Source organism: Lachnoclostridium sp. (genome assembly GCF_031997925.1).
Lineage (GTDB): Bacteria > Bacillota > Clostridia > Lachnospirales > Lachnospiraceae > Lachnoclostridium.
Window position 1 is genome coordinate 84,317 of sequence record NZ_DAMADT010000006.1, and the last position, 21,849, is coordinate 106,165.

Genomic DNA, 21,849 nt, shown 5'->3' on the forward strand with positions numbered 1-21,849 from the left:
GTGTAACTAAAAATGAATCTTTTTTACTTGGAAAACCGCAAGCACGCTTGTGTACGAGTTTTGTATCTCGCATTTTTCACTACGCTTTTTTATATCTGCTGAATAAAAACACCTTTCGGTTTTAAAATAGTACCTTCATTTAATAGGCTAAATAATTCATTACCTTTTCTTTCAACTACAATACTATCCTCAGAACAATTTAAAATGACTTCAACTTGTTTATGATCTTCATCTGTTTTTATATAATGAATCACTCTTTGATTGTTCTTATCCTCTATAAAATGAAAATGTCTGCTTTTAAAAGCTTTGTTTACTTTTCTTATATGAATCAGAGCTTTTATGATTTCAATTCTATCTTTATAAAGCCCTTCATCGATATCTTTCCAAGGCATACATCTGCGGCAGTCCGGATCATAGCTTCCTTCCATTGCTATTTCTGTTCCATAATAAATACATGGACTACCCGGCATCGTAAACATTACTGCCAACTGCTGGTAAAAAACATCAATATCTTTTACCTTATCTATGAGCCTATTGGTATCATGGGAATCCAATAAGTTGAGTAAAACATCATTGGTCTGCTGCATATACATGGTGAAGTTATGATTAATAGCACATTCAAAGTCATAGTTCGTTTTCTCTTGATATACCCAAAAATCTGCTATGGAGGTAGCTAGCGGGTAATTCATAACTCCATCAAATTCATCTCCATGCAACCAGGTAATTGCATCATGCCATATCTCACCTAATATATAAAAATCCGGTTTTAACTCTTTGGTCAGCCTTCGTAAATCTTTGCAGAATCTGTGAGATACTTCATTCGCTACGTCAAGTCTAAGACCATCAATATCAAAATTTCTCACCCAGTATTCAACAATATCCAGCAAATACTTAATAACCTCAGGGTTGTTGGTATTTAACTTCGGCATTCTGGAAGTAAAAGCAAAGGAATAAAATGACCCATCCTTTGTATTATGATCTTCTTTGTTAAAAGGCCATTGGTTAATCATAAACCAGTTAAAATACTTGGAATCAGGCCCATTCTCTAAAACATCCAGCCATGGAGCAAACTGATCGCCGCTATGATTAAAAACACCGTCAAGCATAATACGGATGCCCTTTTCATGAGCTGCATCCACCAAGTTTTTAAATACTTTTTCATCACCAAAATGTGGGTCAATCTTTAGATAGTCTTTGGTATCATATTTATGACTGGAATTTGCTTCAAAAATAGGTGTTAGATATATTCCGTTAATGCCTATATCCGCCAAATAATCCAGTCGGTTTATAATCCCTTGTAAATCCCCCCCATAAAACTCGCCATTACTCACTGTATGAAATCCCCAAGCTTTTACATTCTTCGGGTCATTATCTTTATCTCCATTATTAAAACGTTCCGGAAAAATCTGATACCATACTGTATCATTTACCCAGTTAGGTGTTTTGTTAATATCTATGCTATTCATCCATGGAAATGTGAAATATACTAAATTTTTGCCTTGATGATTCATTTCTGCTTCTGTATAGAATCCATCTTCAAAATAATAGTAAGAAATATTTTTAGCAACTAATTTAAAATAATATTTGCACCTTTTAAACTTAGGCTTTACTGTCGTTGTCCACCAAATATGATGTGTTAGGTTCTTTTTATAAATCAACTCTTCTTCCACACCATTCCATCTCCAATTACCGCCTAAGATTCCATTTTCAAAAGGATCACCATAATATATAAAAACTCTCTCGATATCGTGACCCGTTTTTATATTAATAATAAGATCCTCTTCATTGAAAGGATAACAATAATTATCAGAGGTTCTGTGATAAACAGCTTCAAATCTCATAAGTAGCTCCAATCCTGTTGTAAAAAAATAAACTAGTAAATTCAAGTTATTTTTATATCTATTATGTTATTCTTACAAAACTTTAAATTCCAAATCAATTTCGGAAAACGGTTTCCTTGAATAGTTTAAAAAAGTTATATTGACATTACCACTTATTTTTGAATAACATCCATATAATCAATTTTACATACCTCATAAGGTATCTCCGTATGTTGTCCCTTTTCTCCATCAAGCAACTTCTTTAGTTCATCAAATGCCTGTTTAGATTTTAGGTTAAAGTTTTGTTTTACTGTGTTCATAGCTATCTTCGTGTAGCCCGTTAAGCGAATTCCGTCAAAACCGCAGACCGGTCTGAAAATATCCATTTCTGTAAGAGCAAATACTGCTCCAATCGCCATTAAATCCGATGCACAAACAATTGCATTCGACTTTTTGGCATGTTTAAAAGTAATTTCTCTAGCTTTATATTCGTTAAAATCACCATATTTTACAATAAGTTCAAAACCAAACTCTTCCTGTAGCTTCTTCATGGCATCCAGACGCCTATTGGTAATATAACCACCTGCTCCGCCTGCTATATACAATACTCTGTCAATGTAGACATTCTCCTCCAAGGTTTTTTTAGCAACTTCGTATTGTGCAGAATAATGATCAAGAGATACTGAGGAAGTCCTATCATTTGTTATAGGAGAATCAACTAAGACACAGTTAAATTCCTGTTTTTCAATTATTTTATATAAATTCTTATTCTCTATGGACAAGTTGTATATAATTAAACAATTTATCCTCTGAGATTTTAGATATGCCGTTACTTGTTTGTAATTCATTTCATCAAACTGGGAACTGAAGAAAGTTACCACTTCTATTTGATATTCTTTTGCTTTTTCAAAGGCACCTGTTAAATACTGCATGCTGATTTCATCGACAAATTGGCTGTTATGGCGGATATCAACAATTAAACCTACCCTATTAAATACTTTCTTAGAGAGCGATACAGCTACTGAATTTGGTACATAACCCAATTCCTCCACTGCCTTTTCAACTTTTAATCTAGTTTCATCACTTACTAAAGAATAGTTGTTCAAAACCTTGGATACTGTTGATTTTGCTACTCCTGCTTTTTTCGCTACGTCATTTATCGATACCATCAAATTGCCTCCTGCGGAAAACGGTTTCCTTGCATATTACTATACAACCCATTTTCTTGTTTGTCAATATGATTCTATATAATTTATATTTTAACAATTATATTGCTTATTTTTTTGGTGATTTTTTATAATACCTAAAATAAGAGGATTTCTAATAGTACCATAGTAAATTGATTGCTACTCTATTTATTCAAGATATTTATTTCTAATTTTTTGATAAACTTCATTGATTTGATATTGAGAATTTATCACTAGCCACAACATACAAAAAGCGTATTTCCATACACTAAAAAAGGAGCTCAAGCCCGATTTCAGATTTACATCAGATATCGAGCAAAAGCCCCATTATGTGCGCTCAGCATGGGCGTAATTGAACGGATATTATAATTTTGAGATAACAAAGATATCATAAATTGCCTTAATAGCAGCTTCAAAATCTTCATTTCTAACACCAATAATGATGTTAAGTTCACTAGAACCTTGATCAATCATTTTAATATTAATATCTGCATGTGCTAGTGCAGCAAAAATTCTAGCAGCAGTTCCACGCATTGCCTTCATGCCACGTCCAACTACTGCAATAAGTGCAAGATCGGCCTCCATGTCAATGGAATCTGGTTCGGCAAGCTTATGGATTCCTGCTAATACCTTTTGTTCTTTTTCTTCAAATTCGGACTGATGAACAAATACAGTAAAGGTATCAATACCGGATGGTACATGCTCAAAGGAGATGTTATTCTTCTCAAAAACTTCAAGTACCTTACGTCCAAATCCAACCTCAGTATTCATCATCGCTTTCTCTATATTAATTGAACAAAATCCCTTCTTACCAGCAATACCAGTAATTGTATACTTTGGCTTATGACAAGTAGATTCTACAATCCAAGTACCATTATCCTCTGGAGCGTTCGTATTACGAATATTAATTGGAATTCCTGCCTTACGAACTGGGAAGATGGCTTCTTCATGAAGTACGGTAGCTCCCATATAGGATAATTCACGGAGTTCTTTGTAAGTAATCGTCTCAATACCTGCTGGCTTTTCAATAATTCTTGGATCCGCTACTAAAAAGCCTGAAACATCCGTCCAGTTTTCATAAACGTCTGCCTTCACAGCCCTTGACACGATTGAACCAGTGATGTCAGATCCACCACGGGAAAAAGTTTTAATTGTACCATCTGGTAGTGCTCCATAAAATCCTGGAATAACTGCACGTTCAATTTTAGCAAGACGCTTGGATAAAAGCTTATCTGTTTTCTGTGAATCAAAAGAACCATCTTTATTAAAGCAAATGACATCCGCTGGATCAACAAACTCATACGAAAGATAATTCGCCATGATAATACCATTTAAGTACTCACCGCGGCTCGCAGCATAATTATCTCCTGCTTTCCTTTCGAAGTTCTTATATATAAGATCAAACTCTTTATCAAGCGAGAGGTTTAATTGTAATCCATCGATTATTTCTTGGTAACGATCTTTTATTTTATTTAAAGAATCAAGAAAATCTTTTCCTTCTTCTGCTAAGGCATAACAAGAGTACAGCATATCCGTAATTTTGGTATCCTTTGAATCTCTCTTACCTGGAGCAGATGGTATGACAAATTTTCTATCCTCATCTGAACGAATGATATTACCTACTTTTTCAAACTGATGCGCATCCGCTAAGGAGCTACCACCAAACTTCACAACCTTTTTCATTTTCATTCTCCTCATTAAACCCAAATTCCGATTTTGGATAAACCTATAATCATTTTTATGACATAATAACTCATTCTGCTAAAAAATTCAATAAAAACTTACTTTTCTACGTTAAAATATTAAAATGTAAAAATTAACTTTTCTTAATCTAATTTATTGACTGTCAAAGCGGATATTTGCAGTCCTCTTACGCTACCAGCTCTACCTCATTGCCACTACGTGGCATTTTAAAACAGGAGCTTCCTGCTGAAGCAGGAAGTCCTTACCCCCGCTTAAAGAAGCGGAGGACTTCCCTGACGAGGTTAAAATCTATTATTCATCCTCCATGTCATCATCATCCATATCTTTAATCTCTTGTCCGTCAATATCTAGGATATGCATGGCCCTACGTTTTCTTCTAGCCTCTTCTGAAGCCTCCATTAGATAGTCCTTTATGCTAGAGCTCTTACGGATATGTACTAGCTTAAGCTCTGGATGGGTCTTATCTCCGGTATAACAGGTAACAGTACCAAGGCGGAATACTCTTTCCATAAAACTTCGTGTCAGTCTTACATCTTGGACTTTATACATATACGCATCATCCTCAACTAAAGTTAAAAAGCCACTTTGTATGTTGATTTTATCTGGTCCAATGCGATATGTAACAAAGTGCAATGGTAAACCAAACAACTTTGTACGTTTCTTTTCCTTGAAAACTACTTCCATGTTAAACTCCCCCACTAAAATATACTTACACTAAAACTACACTATTTCAATTTAATGATTGCAGTTTTCTCATCCTTTGAAATTATGAGATTCGCTGTTTTCATCTCTTGTTTTTTAGGCACTTCAAAGATCACGATAGCTTCTTTGGTTTCTTTGCCTCCAATTTCTAAATCAATATAGCGCAAATCATTTAGTATAAAAGTTAACTGTGGTTTCACTATTGTACCCATATCGATATCTAACTGATACTGAATCTCTGCATCTGTTAATTGAAGCTTTGTAGCATTCTTTGATGTGTTCTTTACATTGAACTTAATTACCATCAATTGCTTACCCTTGGAAGCATCTAAGGAAAAATACTCATCCGAAAAACTATTTACCATATCATAACCAGTGTATTCTATTGTTATATTCTTAATCCCAATTACTTCAGTAAAATCCGCATTCGCCTGCACATTGGATCCCGTCTGATAACCACTGTTATTTCCCTTATTCGATACCGTACTAGGCTTTTCAGGACTAGTCGGAGTTGGGGTTATGGTAGGTACCGGGGTTGGCGTAGGTGATGGTTCAATTAATGCTTGGTCATAAGACCTTTGTTGACTTAATAATACCCCTGCTAAATATTCCGCAACAATATTATTTTCATTTTCCGTTAGCCGAATTGAGCTGGCACAACCGGTTAATCCAAACATAGAAACTACTGCTAAAGATAGCAATAATCTTTTTTTCAACATATCTCCTCCTTATGGAAGTAAATTCTATATTTTTTATCACTCAATTGCTTCTCTCATCATACCACTTTTTTCCCAATTCGGCAACGAAATTCAATGTTATGCTGTGATATCTAATTCAAACCAAAATTCAACACCATTTGAGTGGTTGACAACACCACATTCTTTGTTGTGCGCATTCATAATAGCCTTTACGATGGATAAACCGATACCATTTCCACCATATTCCCGTGTTCTTGCTTTGTCAACCTTATAGAACTTAATCCATACTTTTTCTAAATCCTCTTCTGGAATTAATTCACCAGTATTAAAAACTGCTACACGAACTACATTCTCCATATGAATCAATTTGATCTCAACTATTTTAGCACCATCTGCATGATTGATTGCATTGCTTACATAATTCGTCACAACTTCTTCAATCATGTACTCATCTGCCCACACATAACATGGCTGTTTTTCCTCAAAGATTACCCTAATCTCTTTTTGCTTGCATAGGATATCTGTCGATTGAATCACAGAGTTAATAAGTGAGATAACATCAAAACGAATAATTTCCGGTTGATTGTTACCAAATTCTAATTGGTTCAAACTGAGTAGTTTTTTTACCATCTTATTCATCTTCATTGCTTCATCAATAATAACTTCACAATAAAATTCCCTACTCTGTTCATCCTCCGAAATATTATCTTTGAGTCCTTCTGCATACCCTTGTATAAGAGCGATTGGTGTTTTAAGTTCATGAGTGACGTTTGATAAGAATTCCTTCCTCATCTCGTCAATTTGTACTTTATGTTCAATATCGGATTGTAATTCAATATTCGCAACCTTTAATTCAGAAATTGTTTGTTCTAATTTTTCAGAAAGCAGATTTATACTATTCCCAAGCTGCCCAATTTCATCTTGAGACTTTCCTTCATACTTCGCATTAAAATCCAGGTTTGACATCTTCTTGGCGATGTTTTCCAGTACTAAAATAGGTTTCGTGAAACTTCTGCTAATAAAGAACATAACTATCGTACCAACAACAGTTACAAAAATTCCGACATACGCTAAGAAATTATTTGATATCGCAGAACTCGCCTGAAGATTTTCCATGTTAGTTCGTATGAATACTAAAAATCCAGTATCTAATACTCCAATCAAGTCAATGTAATTCGTCTGCATCAATGCATCATGTTGGATAAAAATATCGTATTTATTATCAACGGATTTAATCCATTTCATTTTATCAATCATTGTATCTGACGTATTTCCGTATAAGTATGCTTTCATTGATTTCTTAACACGTTGAGTGTCACGATCAGTTCCGTTCGATCGATATACCAGCCCTACATCAATATTAGCATTCATTGTGATATATGCGCTAGCATTGTTTTTCGAAATCATACTATCCATCATTACTAATTGCTCTGGAGTTAAACCTTTTTGACTGCTCTCATTGAAAGTATTATTAATCTCATAAAATACTGAATCCAAAGATTTTATCTTACTATACTGATAGTAATCAGTCAAAAAGGATTTATTTAATGCCCAACACAAAAATATCGTTAAAGCTATTGATATGGTAAGTAAAAAAGTTATTTTTAGTCGCAAGGAATGTTTCATTATACCACCTCGAATTTATATCCCATCCCCCAGATGGTTTTGATATAATCGCCCTTATCTCCCATTTTACTGCGGAGCTTTTTCACGTGAGTATCAATGGTTCTTGCATCCCCAAAGTAATCGTAATTCCATACATTATTTAAAATCTTTTCCCTAGATAAAGCAACTCCTCTATTGGTTATAAAATAAGTTAATAGTTCAAATTCTTTGACGCTAAGATCAATCGTAACATCATCTATCTTAACTTCATGCGCTGCTTTATCTATTACAATACCACCAATTTCCATAGTTTCATCCGAAGTTTGTATTGTTCGACGCACAATGGCTTCTACACGTGCAACTAAGATTTTAGGACTAAATGGTTTTGAAATATATTCATCCACACCTAGTTCAAACCCTAACAATTCATCTTTCTCATCACTTTTTGCAGTAAGCATAATGATTGGGATCTTAGAATATTTACGGATTTCTCTACATACTTGCCATCCATCCATCTTTGGCATCATCACATCTAGAATAATTAAGGAAATATCTTTTTGCTCAAAGAATATATCAACTGCCTGCTCTCCATTCTCTGCTTCTAATACGTCATAATTACTACGAGAAAGGAAATCCTTTACTAATTTACGCATCCTGCTTTCATCATCTACTACTAAAACTTTTAAGCGTTCCATTTCGTACCTCCACCCTTTTCTACAGCATAGCAAATATCTATGTAGAATTTGTGAAAACCTTAAACTTAGTTTTCTTTCTCTTGCAGTGCTTTTTCATTTTCAAGTATAGCGTTTTCTCTTTCAAGTATAGCGTTTTCTCTTTCTGTCAATTCCTTCTCCCATACGGAATACTTAGTTCGAATCTTCACCTCAGCATCTATAGGGGAATTATTACCTAGTAACACAGATACAAACATTCCAATTATGATTACGATTAAAAAAGCATTGATAATACGCAGATTTCTTAATTTCCCTTGTAATACATCTTTTTTTGCTTGTTTTTGTCCTTCGGACATCTGTTGAAAAGATGCGCTACGTACATAAGAACCCTTTTTCATCTCTGTTGGTACTGTTACAAATACCGGGCTTACCGCTTTATCAGAGAATGCATTTAGTTCTTTTTGTACTTCTCTAAGAAAATTGATACCAGTCGGAGTAACAAAGGATTGCTTTTCTATTAATCCTTCATATAGTTTTTTCAGCTTTTCTCTATCCTTAAAGTCAGTTCTGCTTTTAATATAAGCAATCGATTCAGCTTCCTTCTTAGCTAAATCCATCTCTTTCACAGTTGCATAACCATATCCATCAAATTCAAACAATCCCTATTCCCCCTTCTTTATAAAATGTAACTTATATTTCCTGCAAGAATCTCCTTAATCAACTTCAGAAATATTAATATTTTCTATCACGACTGGAGTCTTAGGCGTTCCTTGATCGTCAGCCTTCTCGGTTTCTGCAATAGCATCTAATACATCAAATCCTTCGATAACTTGTCCAAACACAGTATGTTTCTTAGTTAACCATGGGGTTCCTCCATAGGTTAGAAATTGATTTAATTCACTTGATGATAAACTTACACCATATGCCTTTTGTACATAATCTATAAAGGATAAATCATAATATTCCTTTGCTAGATCCTTTAAACGATTGACCTGCTCAGAATCAGCTTGCACAATAAAGAACTGACTACCATTCGTATTCGCTCCGCTATTCGCCATACAAAGCGCACCACGGAAAGGATATAAGTCATTAGAAAATTCATCTTCGAATGGCTCACCATAGATACTTTCACCACCAAAACCTGTTCCCAGTGGATCGCCACCTTGAATCATAAAATCCTCAATGATACGATGAAACGTAACTCCATCATAATATCCATCCTTTGCATGTGCTACAAAGTTCTCGACTGCTTTTGGAGCTTCCTTCCCAAATAATTTTATCTTAATCGTGCCGAAGTCTTTTACATTGATTTCGGCTATTGTATCACCTTTCTTAACATCTTTAAACTGATATAATTTTTTTGCTTCTTTGGTAAGGGTTGGTTCCTCTACTACACCTCCATTATTTGACTCCTCTTGTGTAATGGATGATGATCCCTCATTATTTCCTTTATTTTTTAAACCACATCCAATTAAACTAATCGCCATGGCTCCACATAATATCATAATTCCTAATTTCTTATGCATGGTTTTCTCCCTTAATTTTTTCTTATATTAGTATCATAATGTTTGGTTAACATAGTTTCAAAAGTAATTATATTTTCGATTTTTACTTTTGTATCGTATCATATTTTGTTGGAAAATACAACGGAAGCAAAACAGTTGCTTAATCCATACACTAATGGTAGAATAATTTCCATATGAGTACATATTTAATTGATGTACAAAAGCAATTGGTTACCATTCTAAGAATTCCCTCGATTCCTAGTTTTCATGCTAATATATTTTGAAGGAGTTTTAATCTAGTTAGATGGTTAATCAGAAAGAATTCGAATTTCTTTCTACCACGGAGGTATGAATGTCAAAATTATATTTTAAATACGGTTGCATGAATAGCAGTAAATCAGCAAATCTTCTGATGATTCGCCACAATTATGAGGAGCAGGGATTTAATGTTTTATTATTAAAACCTTCCATAGATGACCGAGAAGGAACATCAATTATTAAGTCAAGGATTGGAATTGAAGCAGAGTGCATTATGGTTATGCCATCAGATTCTATAAAAGAAATCTTACAAAAACATCCTTCTGATATCATTATGGTTGATGAAGCTCAATTTCTTACCAAAGATCAGGTTGATGAGCTATATGATATTTCCTTTCATAACAATGTCTTATGTTTCGGTTTGTTGACGGATTTTCAACAACATCTTTTTGAAGGAAGCCAAAGATTGATTGAACTTGCTGAGAGCTTACAGGAAATCAAAACCGTTTGTTCCTGTGGTCGTAGAGCTACGATGAACGTTCGCTTTGACGAACATGGTAATGTTATTACTCGTGGAGAACAAGTTGAAATTGGAGGAAATGATAAATATAGGGCAATGTGTAAATATTGCTATAATAATTTAAAGATAAAACAAGAGAAACATTGATTATAAAATATGTATTCTTAGGAAATCTAATTCACCATATGTTTCTGTAACCATAAGTGTTAGGGTATGCAAATTTTTCGCATCCCTAACATTTTTTTATTTATGACAAAGAAAGTTCGCAATGCTTTCTTTTTCTTGTTCCAGTCAAAGCGGATATTCGCGATCCACTTACGCTACCAACTCTACCTCATTGCTAATACGTGGCATTTTAAAACAGGAACTTCCTACTGAAGCAGGAAGTCCTTACCCCCGCTTAAAGAAACGGAGGACTTCCCTGATGAGGTTAAATAATTTTTTACATAAAAAAAAGAACAAAAAGATATTAATACAATCTTTTTATCCTATATAATGATTTTCAGAAACAATTAACAGATATAGCAAATAATCATTTCGATGATTTATACAACATGAACTACAAAAAAATAAAAACCCTAGTAAACACTAAGGTTCAAGAGTGGAGATGACGGGAGTTGAACCCGTGTCCAAAAGCCCTTCCATTGTACTTCTACAAGTTTAGTTGATCTTTTGACATTCCCTACGTCAGACTCGAATCAACACGATTCTGATTTCAGTAGCTTCATGTTACGCCCGCATACTCAAAGCTTTGTATGTGTCGTTTCCTACATAGTCGATGCCTGGGTCTTAAAGTATAGGTGCTCTAAGTCAGACAGCTGCCATTAGGCAGCGTATGCTAAATTATCGTTAGCGTTTATATTTATTTTGGATTTAACGCATTCCTACGACTTGCTTCTCCAATTTCAAAACCCCTGTCGAAACCGGTACATCCCCAAATAATTACAATACCTATTTTGAGGTGTGAGTTGATTATAGTATAGTATTTACTATTTGTCAATAGATAAAATAACGGCTGCAGTTTTTCGTTTTATCGAAGACTGCAACCGTCATATGTATGAATATACTTTGGGGGCTAAATTAGTTATTGAATACTTTCCATGTCCATTAATTTGTCATGGAATTCAGGAATTCTTAAGTCAGTTATCACTTACACAGCCAACCAAAACATCAAGTGATGCATTTTCCATCCTGCAATATTCTTGTTCACCATATAGGTTACCCGTTTATTGCTTACCACTGCCCAACCTAATAACAAATCACATTGCTTTTGATAAAGCAGATTATTAACTCTTAAGATAAATTCCTCTTCCTGTTTTGTTACTATTCGTTACATGTTTTGATGATTTCTAAAATGAAGTTTGAGTAGTCCTCTTCCTGACATTTTTTAGTCATTTATCAGATAAATATTCATCCCCTCAAGGTTAACACCATGGTTTTATATTGTCCGGAATTGGTTCCACATCATGATCAACATAGGTTTCCCCAACATCAGTGAAATGAACGATAAAGTTTCGTATGTAATATACTACTGTAAATATTTAATATTTCTTTTACAGTCTTTTAACAACCCTTAGTTGTCCTAATCATGATGTCTCCTATCTTGCTGTAATTATAAGTTAGTAATCATATTCATGATAAAGAAAGTGTAGCAATTAATTTTACATCATAACTTAACTGGTAAGTTTACAATAAGACCCGCTTTATCGCATAATTGAATTTGATTTGTAGATTCAACATTATTTGATACTGATGCAAAACACAATAAATTACTTGCCAATACAACTACTGATAAGATTACTAATAATTTTTTCCCCATATCCATTCTCCTAATTTTATAATTTGATTGATTTAATGATTTCCTTTATGTTATATTGAGTTTAGCATATAATATATGCCATGGATATTGACAAGTATGTCACATTGGGGTGATTTAAATTTATCTTTTTGTTATATTAAGTTTAGTATAATATTTATATCTTGAATATTGACAAGTATGTCACATTGAGGTGATTTAATGATAACAGCTACATTTGGTGCTTTATTAAAAGAAATTAGAAAAACAAATAATATGACGCAAGTAGATACATGTAAAGATATATGCTCTTTAAGGCAATATGTGCGAATTGAAAATAATATTTCAGAACCTTCGATGTATCTAGTTCAGTTACTTTCCCATCGTTTAAATTACGACCTTATCGCTTATTATAAACTTATTTACTGCGATCAAACATTGCAAGCAAATACAATTAAAACTGAAGCAGATGTCTTGATCCGAGGTGGTCAGTATGATGAGTTAGAGAAACTTATAGATAGAATTGAATATTATCCTGAATTTAAAAAAGGTGAAAATCTTCAGTTCATATACTATTATAAGTCGTTATGTGCTCATAACAAAAGCGAGTATAACCAAGCAGTACAATATTGTATTAGTGGATTACATATTGAAGACCCAATTTTTAGCAAAAATCATTTATATGGTAAAATTTCCTCATGTATTGGTTTGAATTTATATCATAATCTTGGGTGTTATCTTAATGAATTAGGGAAATTAGATTTATCTATAGAAATATGGAATAAGATATTAATCGACATCGAAAAAAAAGTAGCATTAAACTTTTCTTATTATCAATCTTCAATAGAATTTGTAAAGCAACTATATTTATCGACTTCCTATAATATGGGTACACAAAAATCTGAATTAGAGGAGTATAAATTAGCTCTAAATTATTTTGATAAAGGAATTGTTTTTGCAAATAAAAATAATTGCTCTTATTACTTGACTAATATAGTTAGACAAAAAATGCGTGTGTTATATACACTCAAACAATATAATGAAGCAAGAGCCTCTTACGATATCTGTATGGGGCTATACTTATTACAGGGAGATATAAATGAATTAAAGAGCTGTGAGGAAATTATGAAGGAAGATTATCCAGAGTTATCAAAAATAAAAATGTACGAATAGTAAAGTTCCATGAAACAAAATAGTAAAGGTTCCATAAAACAAAAAACGTATAATCCTATCAGTCTGGGATTATACGTTTTTTGTTATGTTTTAAATCATAAACAATTATCTCGGTAATGGCACCTGATACATCGCCTCATGCACCTCATCTATTATACTCATCAAACTTTCAGTACTAAACGGTTTTGAAACAATATTCGTTATCCCAAGATTGTATGCCTCTCTCATCTTTGATTCATTTACTGTTCCAGATAATATAGCAACATACGGCGAATCTGTCTCTTTTTCCATTAAGTACCGAACAATATCTAAGCCATTTTCATGTTCCAATTTTGTTTGTGAGTTTGTACTTAAATTCAGATCAAGAAAAATAAGATCTATCTTTTCCTCGTCTAAGATTTTAACTGCCTCTTCATAGGTTCCAGCATCAAACATATATAAATTTCTATACTTGCTTAAACTAGTTTTTATACCGATTCGAATAAAAGCCACATCATCAACAATTAATATATTCAAGTCTGTCACCTCATTTCATAAAAATTCATTTTCTTATTAAAGTTATTTATAATACTATAATAGCAGAAAAACATAAATAATTCAATTGCATTTCCTTTATCTTTCTTCTTGAGATAACCACCGAGCGATTCATACACCTTAAATTCTTAAGAAGCAGAGTCTACATGTTTCCAATGTTAGGCTCTGCTTCCATTTATCTTACTAGATTAGTCAATTAATTCCTCTGGCATATCATCCTGACCTAAGATCCAAAATAGGCATTGGCCAGAAAGTGCCTCTGCAATTGCTACAAATGTCGTTACCGCTGATAATAAAATCTTTGTCATAAATATAACCTCCTTTATTAATTATAAATTAAAGTACAAGTTCATTTTATCATTCCTTACATAATTTAACAAGTGGTTTTTTGGATACTTTTGCATATTTAATTATATTCTATCATGTTGTACTTTGAAAATCTTGTACACCATTGGAGTAGTTAATAATAATATTAATAACATCGAGAATAAGCACATACTATAAATTTCCATCCAAAGAAAACGAATTAAAAAGGTAAGTACCATAGCAATAAAAAATTTAAATTTCATCTCTTTCTTTTCTACCATCTTACGAATCGGCCTTGCAGCTGTCCCTTGTGGTACATATCGATACCATAAAAAAAGATTAATCAACCATAAAATTATCTCTAGCTGAATTGTTAATGGTACTAATTTGGTAATCACAATGATAGCACCTACCAATAGTAAGGAACTAAAAAAACATACCAGATAATTCTTAACATGTATACCACCAGAGTTACTCCGATATAACTTGAGCACAATCATTGCAATCACAGCTTCTTCCAAACAATGAAACCAAAAAAGAATAAACGCAATTAGAAGCGAAAAAATCAAGCTGCGTAGAAAATTTTTTGTTTGGTAAACTGCACGTTTAGCTCTTATAGGTTCATACCCCTTAGTTGTCATTAATAATTGCTCTAAATCATTGTAAGTAAAATGATTCAATTATACAGCCTCCTTTAAACTATGTAACAAATTACGTTCCTTAATCTGAAGTACACTAATTATTTATGGTTAGTCGTATCTCATATTCTCCTTTGTTATCCGTAATATCGTAATTAATTTTCTTATTTTTTCTTACCATTTCCTCAATATTTCTTAGACCAATATGTTTTGATGTTCCATACTTTAATAACTTACCGTTTTCATCATAGTTCTTGAAATTCTTAGTAGTAAATTCAAATCGATCATCATCAAATTTTAGATTGATATAAACCGTCTTGTCCTTAGTAAAGTGTGCAGCTTCAATCGCATTATCTACAATAATGTTGATTAGATCAATAAATATTTTGGAATTTATTTCAACATCGCTACTACCATCATAAGTAACCTTTAAATTCACACCTAATTCCCTAGCATAATCTTGTTTTATACTTAATATTGATGCTACCACAGTGTTTGGGATATTAATATATTTTAACTTATAGTTTATTTTATTTTTATTATCCCAATCCAGTAAGTCTTTTAAAACTACACGGACATCCTCAATTTTTAGCTCTTCACAATTCACAAAGAAGTTCACAGCCTGCATCATGTTATTGTAGCTATGACCAAAGTAGTTTATATTCTCAACAAAATCCTGATGGATCTCGTTTAATTTATTTCTCTCTTCAATTTGTCGATTCCTATAACTCGTAATAACAGATTCATAGTAGGTTAATAAAAAAATTGTTGAGACAAGAAGTATTGTAAAACAGATTAACAAAAATGATTCATTACTAATTCCTTGTTTTTCATAAATATCTGCCCCCACAACAGCAAACATTACCAAAAGGAATAATGTTACTCCAAACTTGATGTATTTTACAAATCTTTGGGCTCTTTTCGTTTTCGTTTCACAATATCTTATTACTTTATCATAGAAATTATCTTGATTTATCCACATATAAATGGCCAATATCACCATACCAATCATATACATTCCTTGACAAATATCAAGATGAACTTGTTTCGGTAACGTTATATTTAATAAACTAAATACAGCATTAGTAATTAATAGAGCTAAAATCTGTAATACAACAATTACAACAGTTATTAAAAATCCGGTAGTTAAAGACACTACAAAATTGCGTTGATATAAATAATAAGTTAATATAATGATAAAAACTAAAGGTAAAAATTGCATAAGTATTTCACCAATATAAAAAGGAATCTCTATATTAATCTTTGTTTTATAATATGACATACAAAATAAAGCAGCTGTATATCCTGCGAATCCGTAAATTCCTTTTTTACGAAATAAAGAGCGTACAAAAAATGCTACTACTAGACAATCTAGTAATAAAAGAATTGAATCATGCATATGTAATATCCCCACCTTTAATTTCTAATCCCCTAGCGCTTTGATACATTACTCTATTTCTATATTCTACCTTTTTTAAACATTTTTGTCAAAACAATAACTGGCATTTTCAAAATTATTTTCTAAATTAATTCATATTGATTTTCCCTTATTTTGTAATTGACTTCTCATCTTTACTATGCTATAGTAATAGGGTAATATAAATGCGATTTTGATTCACATATTTTTGTAAGTCATTAACATTTAATGATTTACAAAAATATGTGATTTTTTTATGAGCTATCACTCGTAAGCATTAAGTGCAGTCGCTTTTAGTTTTAGACAGTAAGGTTACTGTAAAGTTTCTTTATTGTTCACAAGACAGCATGCTGTCAAATATTCAATATTTTAGGAGGTATCTTATGAACAAGGGTACAGTTAAATGGTTCAATGCACAAAAAGGATTTGGTTTTATCACAAACAGCGAAACTGGTGAAGATGTTTTCGTACATTTTTCCGGTATTGCAGCAGATGGCTTTAAGTCTTTAGACGAAGGTCAGAATGTAACTTTCGAGATTACTAAAGGCGCTCGTGGTATGCAGGCAACTAACGTTAACATTGCATAATCGAATAAAGATTTAATAAAGTGTCTTCGTCTTCAAGCAATTTTACTTGAAGGCGAAGACACTTTGTCTTTACGATCACATTTCACCTTGCTGAGCAAATAGCGAGTAAGCATCATACGAAAAAGAGCAAACCGTATCTGGTTTGCTCTTTTTTGGCTCTACATCAAGTACTGGAGCATGATTGATAAGAATCATACCCCAAGACTGACATAAAGCCTTTGTTTTATAATAAAGAAAAGTTAACGAAGCGTACTTTTTCTTGTTGTAAATATATTTCATAATTATAATGCTACATGCTACAAAATTCTATTATCATTATTCTTGCATAGCTGCAACAATCCCAGGAATCAACTGTTTCTTTCTTGATACCACACCATCTAACTTATAGCTATTGGAGACTTCCTTAACATGGAAAGCACTCTCAACCACTTGCTTTGCCATGGAACCAACACATAGTAATTCCGTTGATTCTCTGATAATATTCGTCAACATAAAGAAAATCATATCTACTCCATGCTCTTCTCTTGCCTTCTCAAGATATGGATACAAACGGTCCTTGATTTCTGAAAGCTCTAAAGCATTTAAAGAGTTAATTTGTCCTACGCCAAAGGTTGTATCTCCTACAGAGAAATCTTTATAGTCTTGATAAAAAATTTCATCTGCTGATTTTGACTTGAGATTACTTCCTGCCTCAAAGATCTCTCCTGCAAATTCTGTCACATCAACTCCTGCAATCTTTGCAAGATTTTCTGCTGCCTCTATATCAAACTTAGTACATGTTGGTGAACGATACATTAATGTATCTGAAATAATAGCCGCACATAGAAGTCCAGCAATCGATGGTTCTATCTCAACATGATTTTCACAGTACATCTGATAAACAATCGTCGCTGTACAGCCAAGCGGTTGATTTCGGAAAAATACTGGCTTCATTGTCTCAATGGTACCTAGACGATGATGATCAATGATTTCTAAGATTTCTGCGTCTTCAATTCCATCCACTGCCTGATCTTTCTCATTATGATCCACCATGATTACTTGTTTTCTTTCCATATTCAATAAGTTACGTCTCGAAATCATACCACGATAATTACCTTTATGGTCAAGAATAGGGAAATCACGATTTTTCTGCTTTGCCATTACTGTCTTTATCTCGTCAACGTATGCATCCGTACGGAAGGTGATTAAATTATCTCGAATCATAAATTGACTAATTGGCATACTTTGGTTCATTAATCTTGCTACCGTATACGTATCATGTGGTGTACTAATAATCGTACAACCTCTTTCCTTGGCTAGTTTCATGATAGTCATAGAAACTTTAGCACCCTCACATACTACGATACAACCTGCCTTCATCTCAATTGCACAAAGCTGAGACTCGTAACGGTTTCCTAGAATAACCAAATCATGCTCTTCTATATAATCTTCCATTAAGTCTGGATTAGCAGCGGCAATTAACACCTTTCCTTGCTCAAAGATTGCATGTTCGTCACCAACCAAAAGAGTACCTTCGAGTGTTTCTAAGATATTAATGTAAGGTGTCTTTGCTTCAGCCAGAATACCATTATCATATACTTCCATATAAGATGTTGTGATGTCACCAATCGTAATAATACCCTCTAATTTATCTTTATCCGTAATCGGAAGAGTTACGACATTATTTTTTCTCATTAAACTCCATGCCTTTTTTAAAGACAAGGTACTATTAACACCTTCTGTTTCTCTAATCTCGATATCACGAACTTGTGTCCTAACATCAGCAACATATTCCGGTGGTGTTACTTTAAATCGTTCCAGGATATATTGTGTTTCCGAGTTAATCTGTCCTGCACGTTTTGCAACATAGTTATCACCTGTTAATTTACGTTTTAACGCTGCATAAGAGATTGCGGAACAGATGGAATCGGTATCCGGGTTCTTATGGCCAATTACTGTTACTTTTTTCGCATTTGTTATCATATATTTCCTCCTGCTAGAGATTCTTTACCTTAAAGTCTTTCTCTGCTTCTCTTTTCTGATCTTTCTTTGCAATATCCTGTCGCTTGTCATAGAGTTTCTTACCTCTAGCTACTCCGATTTCCATCTTTACTAAACTATCTTTTAGATAAATAGTTAATGGAACCAGTGTATATCCTTTTTGCTGGATTTGACCAACAATTTTATTTATCTCAAATTTATGAAGCAAAAGCTTTTTAACGCGCAATGGATCTTTATTAAATATATTTCCCTTTTCATATGGGCTTATATGCATGTTATAAATATATACCTCTCCGTTTTCAATACGCATAAAGGATTCTTTGATACTGCATTTTCCCATACGTAGAGATTTTACTTCGGTGCCATGCAATACGACACCAGCTTCATACGTATCCTCTATGAAATAGTCGAATCTGGCTTTTTTATTATTTGCTATTAGCTTAATACCTTCTTTTGCCATGTCCTATTCCCCCTTGATTCTTTTTATTCTTCGATGCGATTTGCTCTTCCAACGATAGAAAAGTTAATCGTTCGCATCAATTTGTCAGTATCCTCAACTCGGATAACGACTGCCTCTCCCAATTTATAGGTTCTCTTGGTATGCTCTCCCGTTAGCAGATAATGTTCTTCATCATAAATATAATAATCATCATGCATATCTGCAAGGCGTATCATACCTTCTACTGTATTCGGAAGTTCCACATACATACCCCAAGAAGTAACTCCTGAGATTACTCCTTCAAAGGTTTGCCCAATAAATTGGCTCATATACTCAACTTTTTTAAGTTTTTCTACTTCTCTTTCAGACTCATCCGCCCGACGCTCTGCTAAACTTGATTGCTTAGCTACCCCATTTAATATACTCTCGTAATGATTGATTCGTTTTTCTTTTAATCCTCCGCGTAGATTTTCTTTTATGATTCTATGAATCTGAAGGTCAGGATAACGTCTGATTGGAGAAGTAAAATGACAATAGTATTTGGTGGACAAACCAAAATGTCCATCACAGGACGTGGTGTACTTTGCCTGCTTCATACTACGAAGTGTCAGTCTACTAATTAATGCTTCCTCTGGTTTTCCATCAATCTTAATTAATAATTTCTGTAATTCCTTTGGATGAATTTCCTCCTGCCCGATTCGCATGGTATAACCAAAATTATTGATAAAGACACTAAGTTTTTGAATCTTTTCTATATCTGGATTCTCATGCGTACGATAGACAAACGGTAACTCCTGCCAGAAGAAATCTTCTGCAACAGTTTCATTGGCAATTAACATAAAATCTTCAATGATCTTCGTTGCTTTATTTCTTTCATATGGTTTAATCTCTGTTGGTCTACCATCAGAATCTAATATAATCTTGCTTTCCGGAAAATCAAAGTCAATGGAACCGCGCTTTCTACGCTTTTCACGAAGTATATTTGCTAATTCTAACATTAATTCAAACATTGGAACAAGCTCTTTATACTCCTCTATCTCAGCTTCGTCATGATCCTCTAAGATTTTTTTCACAGAAGTATAGGTCATTCTTCGGTCAACATTTATTACCGTTTCTGCAATTCGATGACCAACCACATTTCCTTTTTCATCGATCTCCATCATGCAAGATAATGCAAGGCGGTCACTGCCTGCATTTAAAGAGCATATACCATTTGATAATTTGTGTGGAATCATCGGAATTACTCTGTCTACTAAATATACACTGGTCCCTCTCTTAAGCGCTTCCTTATCAAGTGGAGAATCTTCGGTAACATAGTTACTAACGTCTGCAATGTGTACACCTAATTGATAGATATCACCTTTCTTAGATAATGTGATTGCATCGTCTAAGTCCTTAGCATCTTCGCCATCTATGGTTACGGTTTGTAGATTTCTAAGATCTACTCTTCCGCCAATCTCTGCACTGCTTACTTCTTCTCCAATACGCTCTACCTGTTTCATTACTTCGTCTGGAAATTCAGTTGGCAATCCATTTTCTAATATAACCGATACAACATCAACACCAGGATCGTTGATATGACCGATAATTTTTATAATCTTGCCCTCTGGATTTTTTGTTTCGCTACCGTAATCCGTTAGCTGAACTAATACTTTATGACCATTTACTGCACCTTTGGTATGTTCCTTCGGAATAAAAACATCGCTGTTAAACTTTGTATTGTCAGCAATAACAAAGCCAAAGTTCTTGCTTCTTTGGAAGGTTCCTACAAGTTCAGTTACATTTCTCTCTAGGACACTGATAACCGCACCCTCTCTTCGTCTTCCGCTTTGTTCCTCAAAGATAGCTATCTGTACACGGTCTTTGTTCAAAGCACCTTTGGTTTCGCTCTCTGGGATAAAGATATCTTCTTCATCTTCTTCCCCCTCTATTTTAACAAATCCAAAGCCTCTTGTGGTACCAGAAAATATTCCCGTTTTTATATTACCATTCGTTTCTTTGTATCTTCCATTCCCATCTAACATAATCTTCCCATCAGATATCAGGGAATCCATTACTATTTTCAAATCGTCTCTCTCATCCTTTGGAACTTGAAGTAAACTTGCAAGTTCACGAAATTTCATTGGACGATAGGATTTATCTGTTATGACTTGTAACAATAACTCTTTTTTATTATTCAATATTTCTTTTTCCATTCTAACTCCCATCTATGTGCTTTAGCACACTCATAAATCAAGATGTTGAAAACTTCTTTTCGTTTCTTACTCTGTTCCAGAATTTGATTTTCGTATCATAATTAATGATTTG

The 21,849-nt window shown here is 33.5% G+C and carries 20 protein-coding genes and 1 other RNA gene; 3 read left to right on the forward strand and 18 right to left on the reverse strand.

The genetic code is table 11. The features are described 5' to 3' along the window. Window positions 1–89: 89 nt before the first annotated feature. From RTP52_RS06320 to RTP52_RS06360, 9 genes are all read right to left on the reverse strand, one after another. Window positions 90–1,841: a glycoside hydrolase family 13 protein gene (locus tag RTP52_RS06320; RefSeq protein WP_312369947.1), complete on the reverse strand. Its 1,752-nt coding sequence runs from the start codon at window positions 1,839–1,841 to the stop codon at window positions 90–92. 152 nt (window positions 1,842–1,993) lie between these two features. Further along, window positions 1,994–2,989 carry a LacI family DNA-binding transcriptional regulator gene (locus RTP52_RS06325; RefSeq protein WP_312100311.1) on the reverse strand — a complete coding sequence of 332 codons (996 nt, stop codon included), beginning with the start codon at window positions 2,987–2,989 and terminating at the stop codon, window positions 1,994–1,996. A gap of 381 nt (window positions 2,990–3,370) precedes the next feature. Continuing rightward, the gene (locus RTP52_RS06330; RefSeq protein ID WP_312369949.1) at window positions 3,371–4,690 is read right to left on the reverse strand and encodes an aspartate kinase; all 1,320 of its coding nucleotides are present in this window, start codon (window positions 4,688–4,690) and stop codon (window positions 3,371–3,373) included. A gap of 312 nt (window positions 4,691–5,002) precedes the next feature. Further along, on the reverse strand, window positions 5,003–5,395 hold the full coding sequence (locus tag RTP52_RS06335) for a PH domain-containing protein (protein ID WP_312369951.1): 393 nt from the start codon (window positions 5,393–5,395) through the stop codon (window positions 5,003–5,005). A gap of 41 nt (window positions 5,396–5,436) precedes the next feature. Then, entirely contained in the window at window positions 5,437–6,132 is a 696-nt protein-coding gene (locus RTP52_RS06340; protein ID WP_312106882.1) for a hypothetical protein, read from the reverse strand. 96 nt (window positions 6,133–6,228) lie between these two features. Then, the gene (locus RTP52_RS06345) at window positions 6,229–7,737 is read right to left on the reverse strand and encodes a sensor histidine kinase (RefSeq protein ID WP_312106883.1); all 1,509 of its coding nucleotides are present in this window, start codon (window positions 7,735–7,737) and stop codon (window positions 6,229–6,231) included. Further along, a complete protein-coding gene (locus tag RTP52_RS06350) occupies window positions 7,737–8,411 on the reverse strand; it encodes a response regulator transcription factor (protein WP_312106884.1) in 675 nt (224 codons plus the stop codon). Before RTP52_RS06350 ends, RTP52_RS06345 begins: the two co-directional genes overlap by 1 nt. A gap of 65 nt (window positions 8,412–8,476) precedes the next feature. Beyond that, entirely contained in the window at window positions 8,477–9,049 is a 573-nt protein-coding gene (locus RTP52_RS06355) for a hypothetical protein (RefSeq protein WP_312106885.1), read from the reverse strand. 54 nt (window positions 9,050–9,103) lie between these two features. Further along, complete coding sequence (locus RTP52_RS06360) at window positions 9,104–9,916, reverse strand: peptidylprolyl isomerase (protein ID WP_312106887.1); 813 nt, start codon at window positions 9,914–9,916, stop codon at window positions 9,104–9,106. A gap of 331 nt (window positions 9,917–10,247) precedes the next feature. On the opposite strand from RTP52_RS06360, the gene RTP52_RS06365 reads away from it, so the two are divergent. Continuing rightward, window positions 10,248–10,820 carry a thymidine kinase gene (locus tag RTP52_RS06365; protein ID WP_312369954.1) on the forward strand — a complete coding sequence of 191 codons (573 nt, stop codon included), beginning with the start codon at window positions 10,248–10,250 and terminating at the stop codon, window positions 10,818–10,820. Window positions 10,821–11,272: 452 nt separating this feature from the next. Here RTP52_RS06365 and ssrA read toward each other — a convergent pair. After that, window positions 11,273–11,609, reverse strand: a transfer-messenger RNA (tmRNA) gene (gene ssrA / locus RTP52_RS06370). Between the two features lie 730 nt (window positions 11,610–12,339). Further along, window positions 12,340–12,492 (reverse strand): hypothetical protein, encoded by a 153-nt coding sequence (locus RTP52_RS06375; RefSeq protein WP_312369955.1) that lies wholly within the window; start codon window positions 12,490–12,492, stop codon window positions 12,340–12,342. 198 nt (window positions 12,493–12,690) lie between these two features. Here RTP52_RS06375 and RTP52_RS06380 point away from each other — a divergent pair, with 198 nt between their 5' ends. Next, window positions 12,691–13,641 (forward strand): helix-turn-helix domain-containing protein, encoded by a 951-nt coding sequence (locus RTP52_RS06380; RefSeq protein WP_312369957.1) that lies wholly within the window; start codon window positions 12,691–12,693, stop codon window positions 13,639–13,641. Between the two features lie 105 nt (window positions 13,642–13,746). Here RTP52_RS06380 and RTP52_RS06385 read toward each other — a convergent pair whose 3' ends face one another. The 3 genes from RTP52_RS06385 to RTP52_RS06395 all read right to left on the reverse strand — a co-directional run bounded on the left by RTP52_RS06385 (window position 13,747) and on the right by RTP52_RS06395 (window position 16,518). Beyond that, a complete protein-coding gene (locus RTP52_RS06385; protein WP_312106551.1) occupies window positions 13,747–14,157 on the reverse strand; it encodes a response regulator in 411 nt (136 codons plus the stop codon). 428 nt (window positions 14,158–14,585) lie between these two features. After that, on the reverse strand, window positions 14,586–15,161 hold the full coding sequence (locus RTP52_RS06390; RefSeq protein WP_312106553.1) for an accessory gene regulator ArgB-like protein: 576 nt from the start codon (window positions 15,159–15,161) through the stop codon (window positions 14,586–14,588). Window positions 15,162–15,216: 55 nt separating this feature from the next. Beyond that, the gene (locus tag RTP52_RS06395) at window positions 15,217–16,518 is read right to left on the reverse strand and encodes a GHKL domain-containing protein (protein WP_312106554.1); all 1,302 of its coding nucleotides are present in this window, start codon (window positions 16,516–16,518) and stop codon (window positions 15,217–15,219) included. Between the two features lie 401 nt (window positions 16,519–16,919). Between RTP52_RS06395 and RTP52_RS06400 the strand changes: the two genes are divergently transcribed. Continuing rightward, window positions 16,920–17,123 carry a cold-shock protein gene (locus tag RTP52_RS06400; protein ID WP_312106556.1) on the forward strand — a complete coding sequence of 68 codons (204 nt, stop codon included), beginning with the start codon at window positions 16,920–16,922 and terminating at the stop codon, window positions 17,121–17,123. A 75-nt stretch (window positions 17,124–17,198) separates the two neighbouring features. Here the strand turns inward: RTP52_RS06400 and RTP52_RS06405 are convergent, their stop codons facing one another. Genes RTP52_RS06405 through rnr form a run of 4 tightly spaced genes read right to left on the reverse strand, consistent with a single transcriptional unit; the run spans window position 17,199 to window position 21,737 of the window. After that, window positions 17,199–17,402, reverse strand: a complete 204-nt coding sequence (locus tag RTP52_RS06405) for a hypothetical protein (RefSeq protein ID WP_312369961.1) — start codon at window positions 17,400–17,402, stop codon at window positions 17,199–17,201. Window positions 17,403–17,438: 36 nt separating this feature from the next. Beyond that, entirely contained in the window at window positions 17,439–19,085 is a 1,647-nt protein-coding gene (locus tag RTP52_RS06410) for a putative manganese-dependent inorganic diphosphatase (RefSeq protein WP_312106558.1), read from the reverse strand. Window positions 19,086–19,098: 13 nt separating this feature from the next. Continuing rightward, the gene (smpB, locus tag RTP52_RS06415) at window positions 19,099–19,563 is read right to left on the reverse strand and encodes an SsrA-binding protein SmpB (RefSeq protein ID WP_312106559.1); all 465 of its coding nucleotides are present in this window, start codon (window positions 19,561–19,563) and stop codon (window positions 19,099–19,101) included. A gap of 23 nt (window positions 19,564–19,586) precedes the next feature. Further along, entirely contained in the window at window positions 19,587–21,737 is a 2,151-nt protein-coding gene (gene rnr / locus RTP52_RS06420; protein ID WP_312369963.1) for a ribonuclease R, read from the reverse strand. Between the last annotated feature and the right edge of the window lie 112 nt (window positions 21,738–21,849).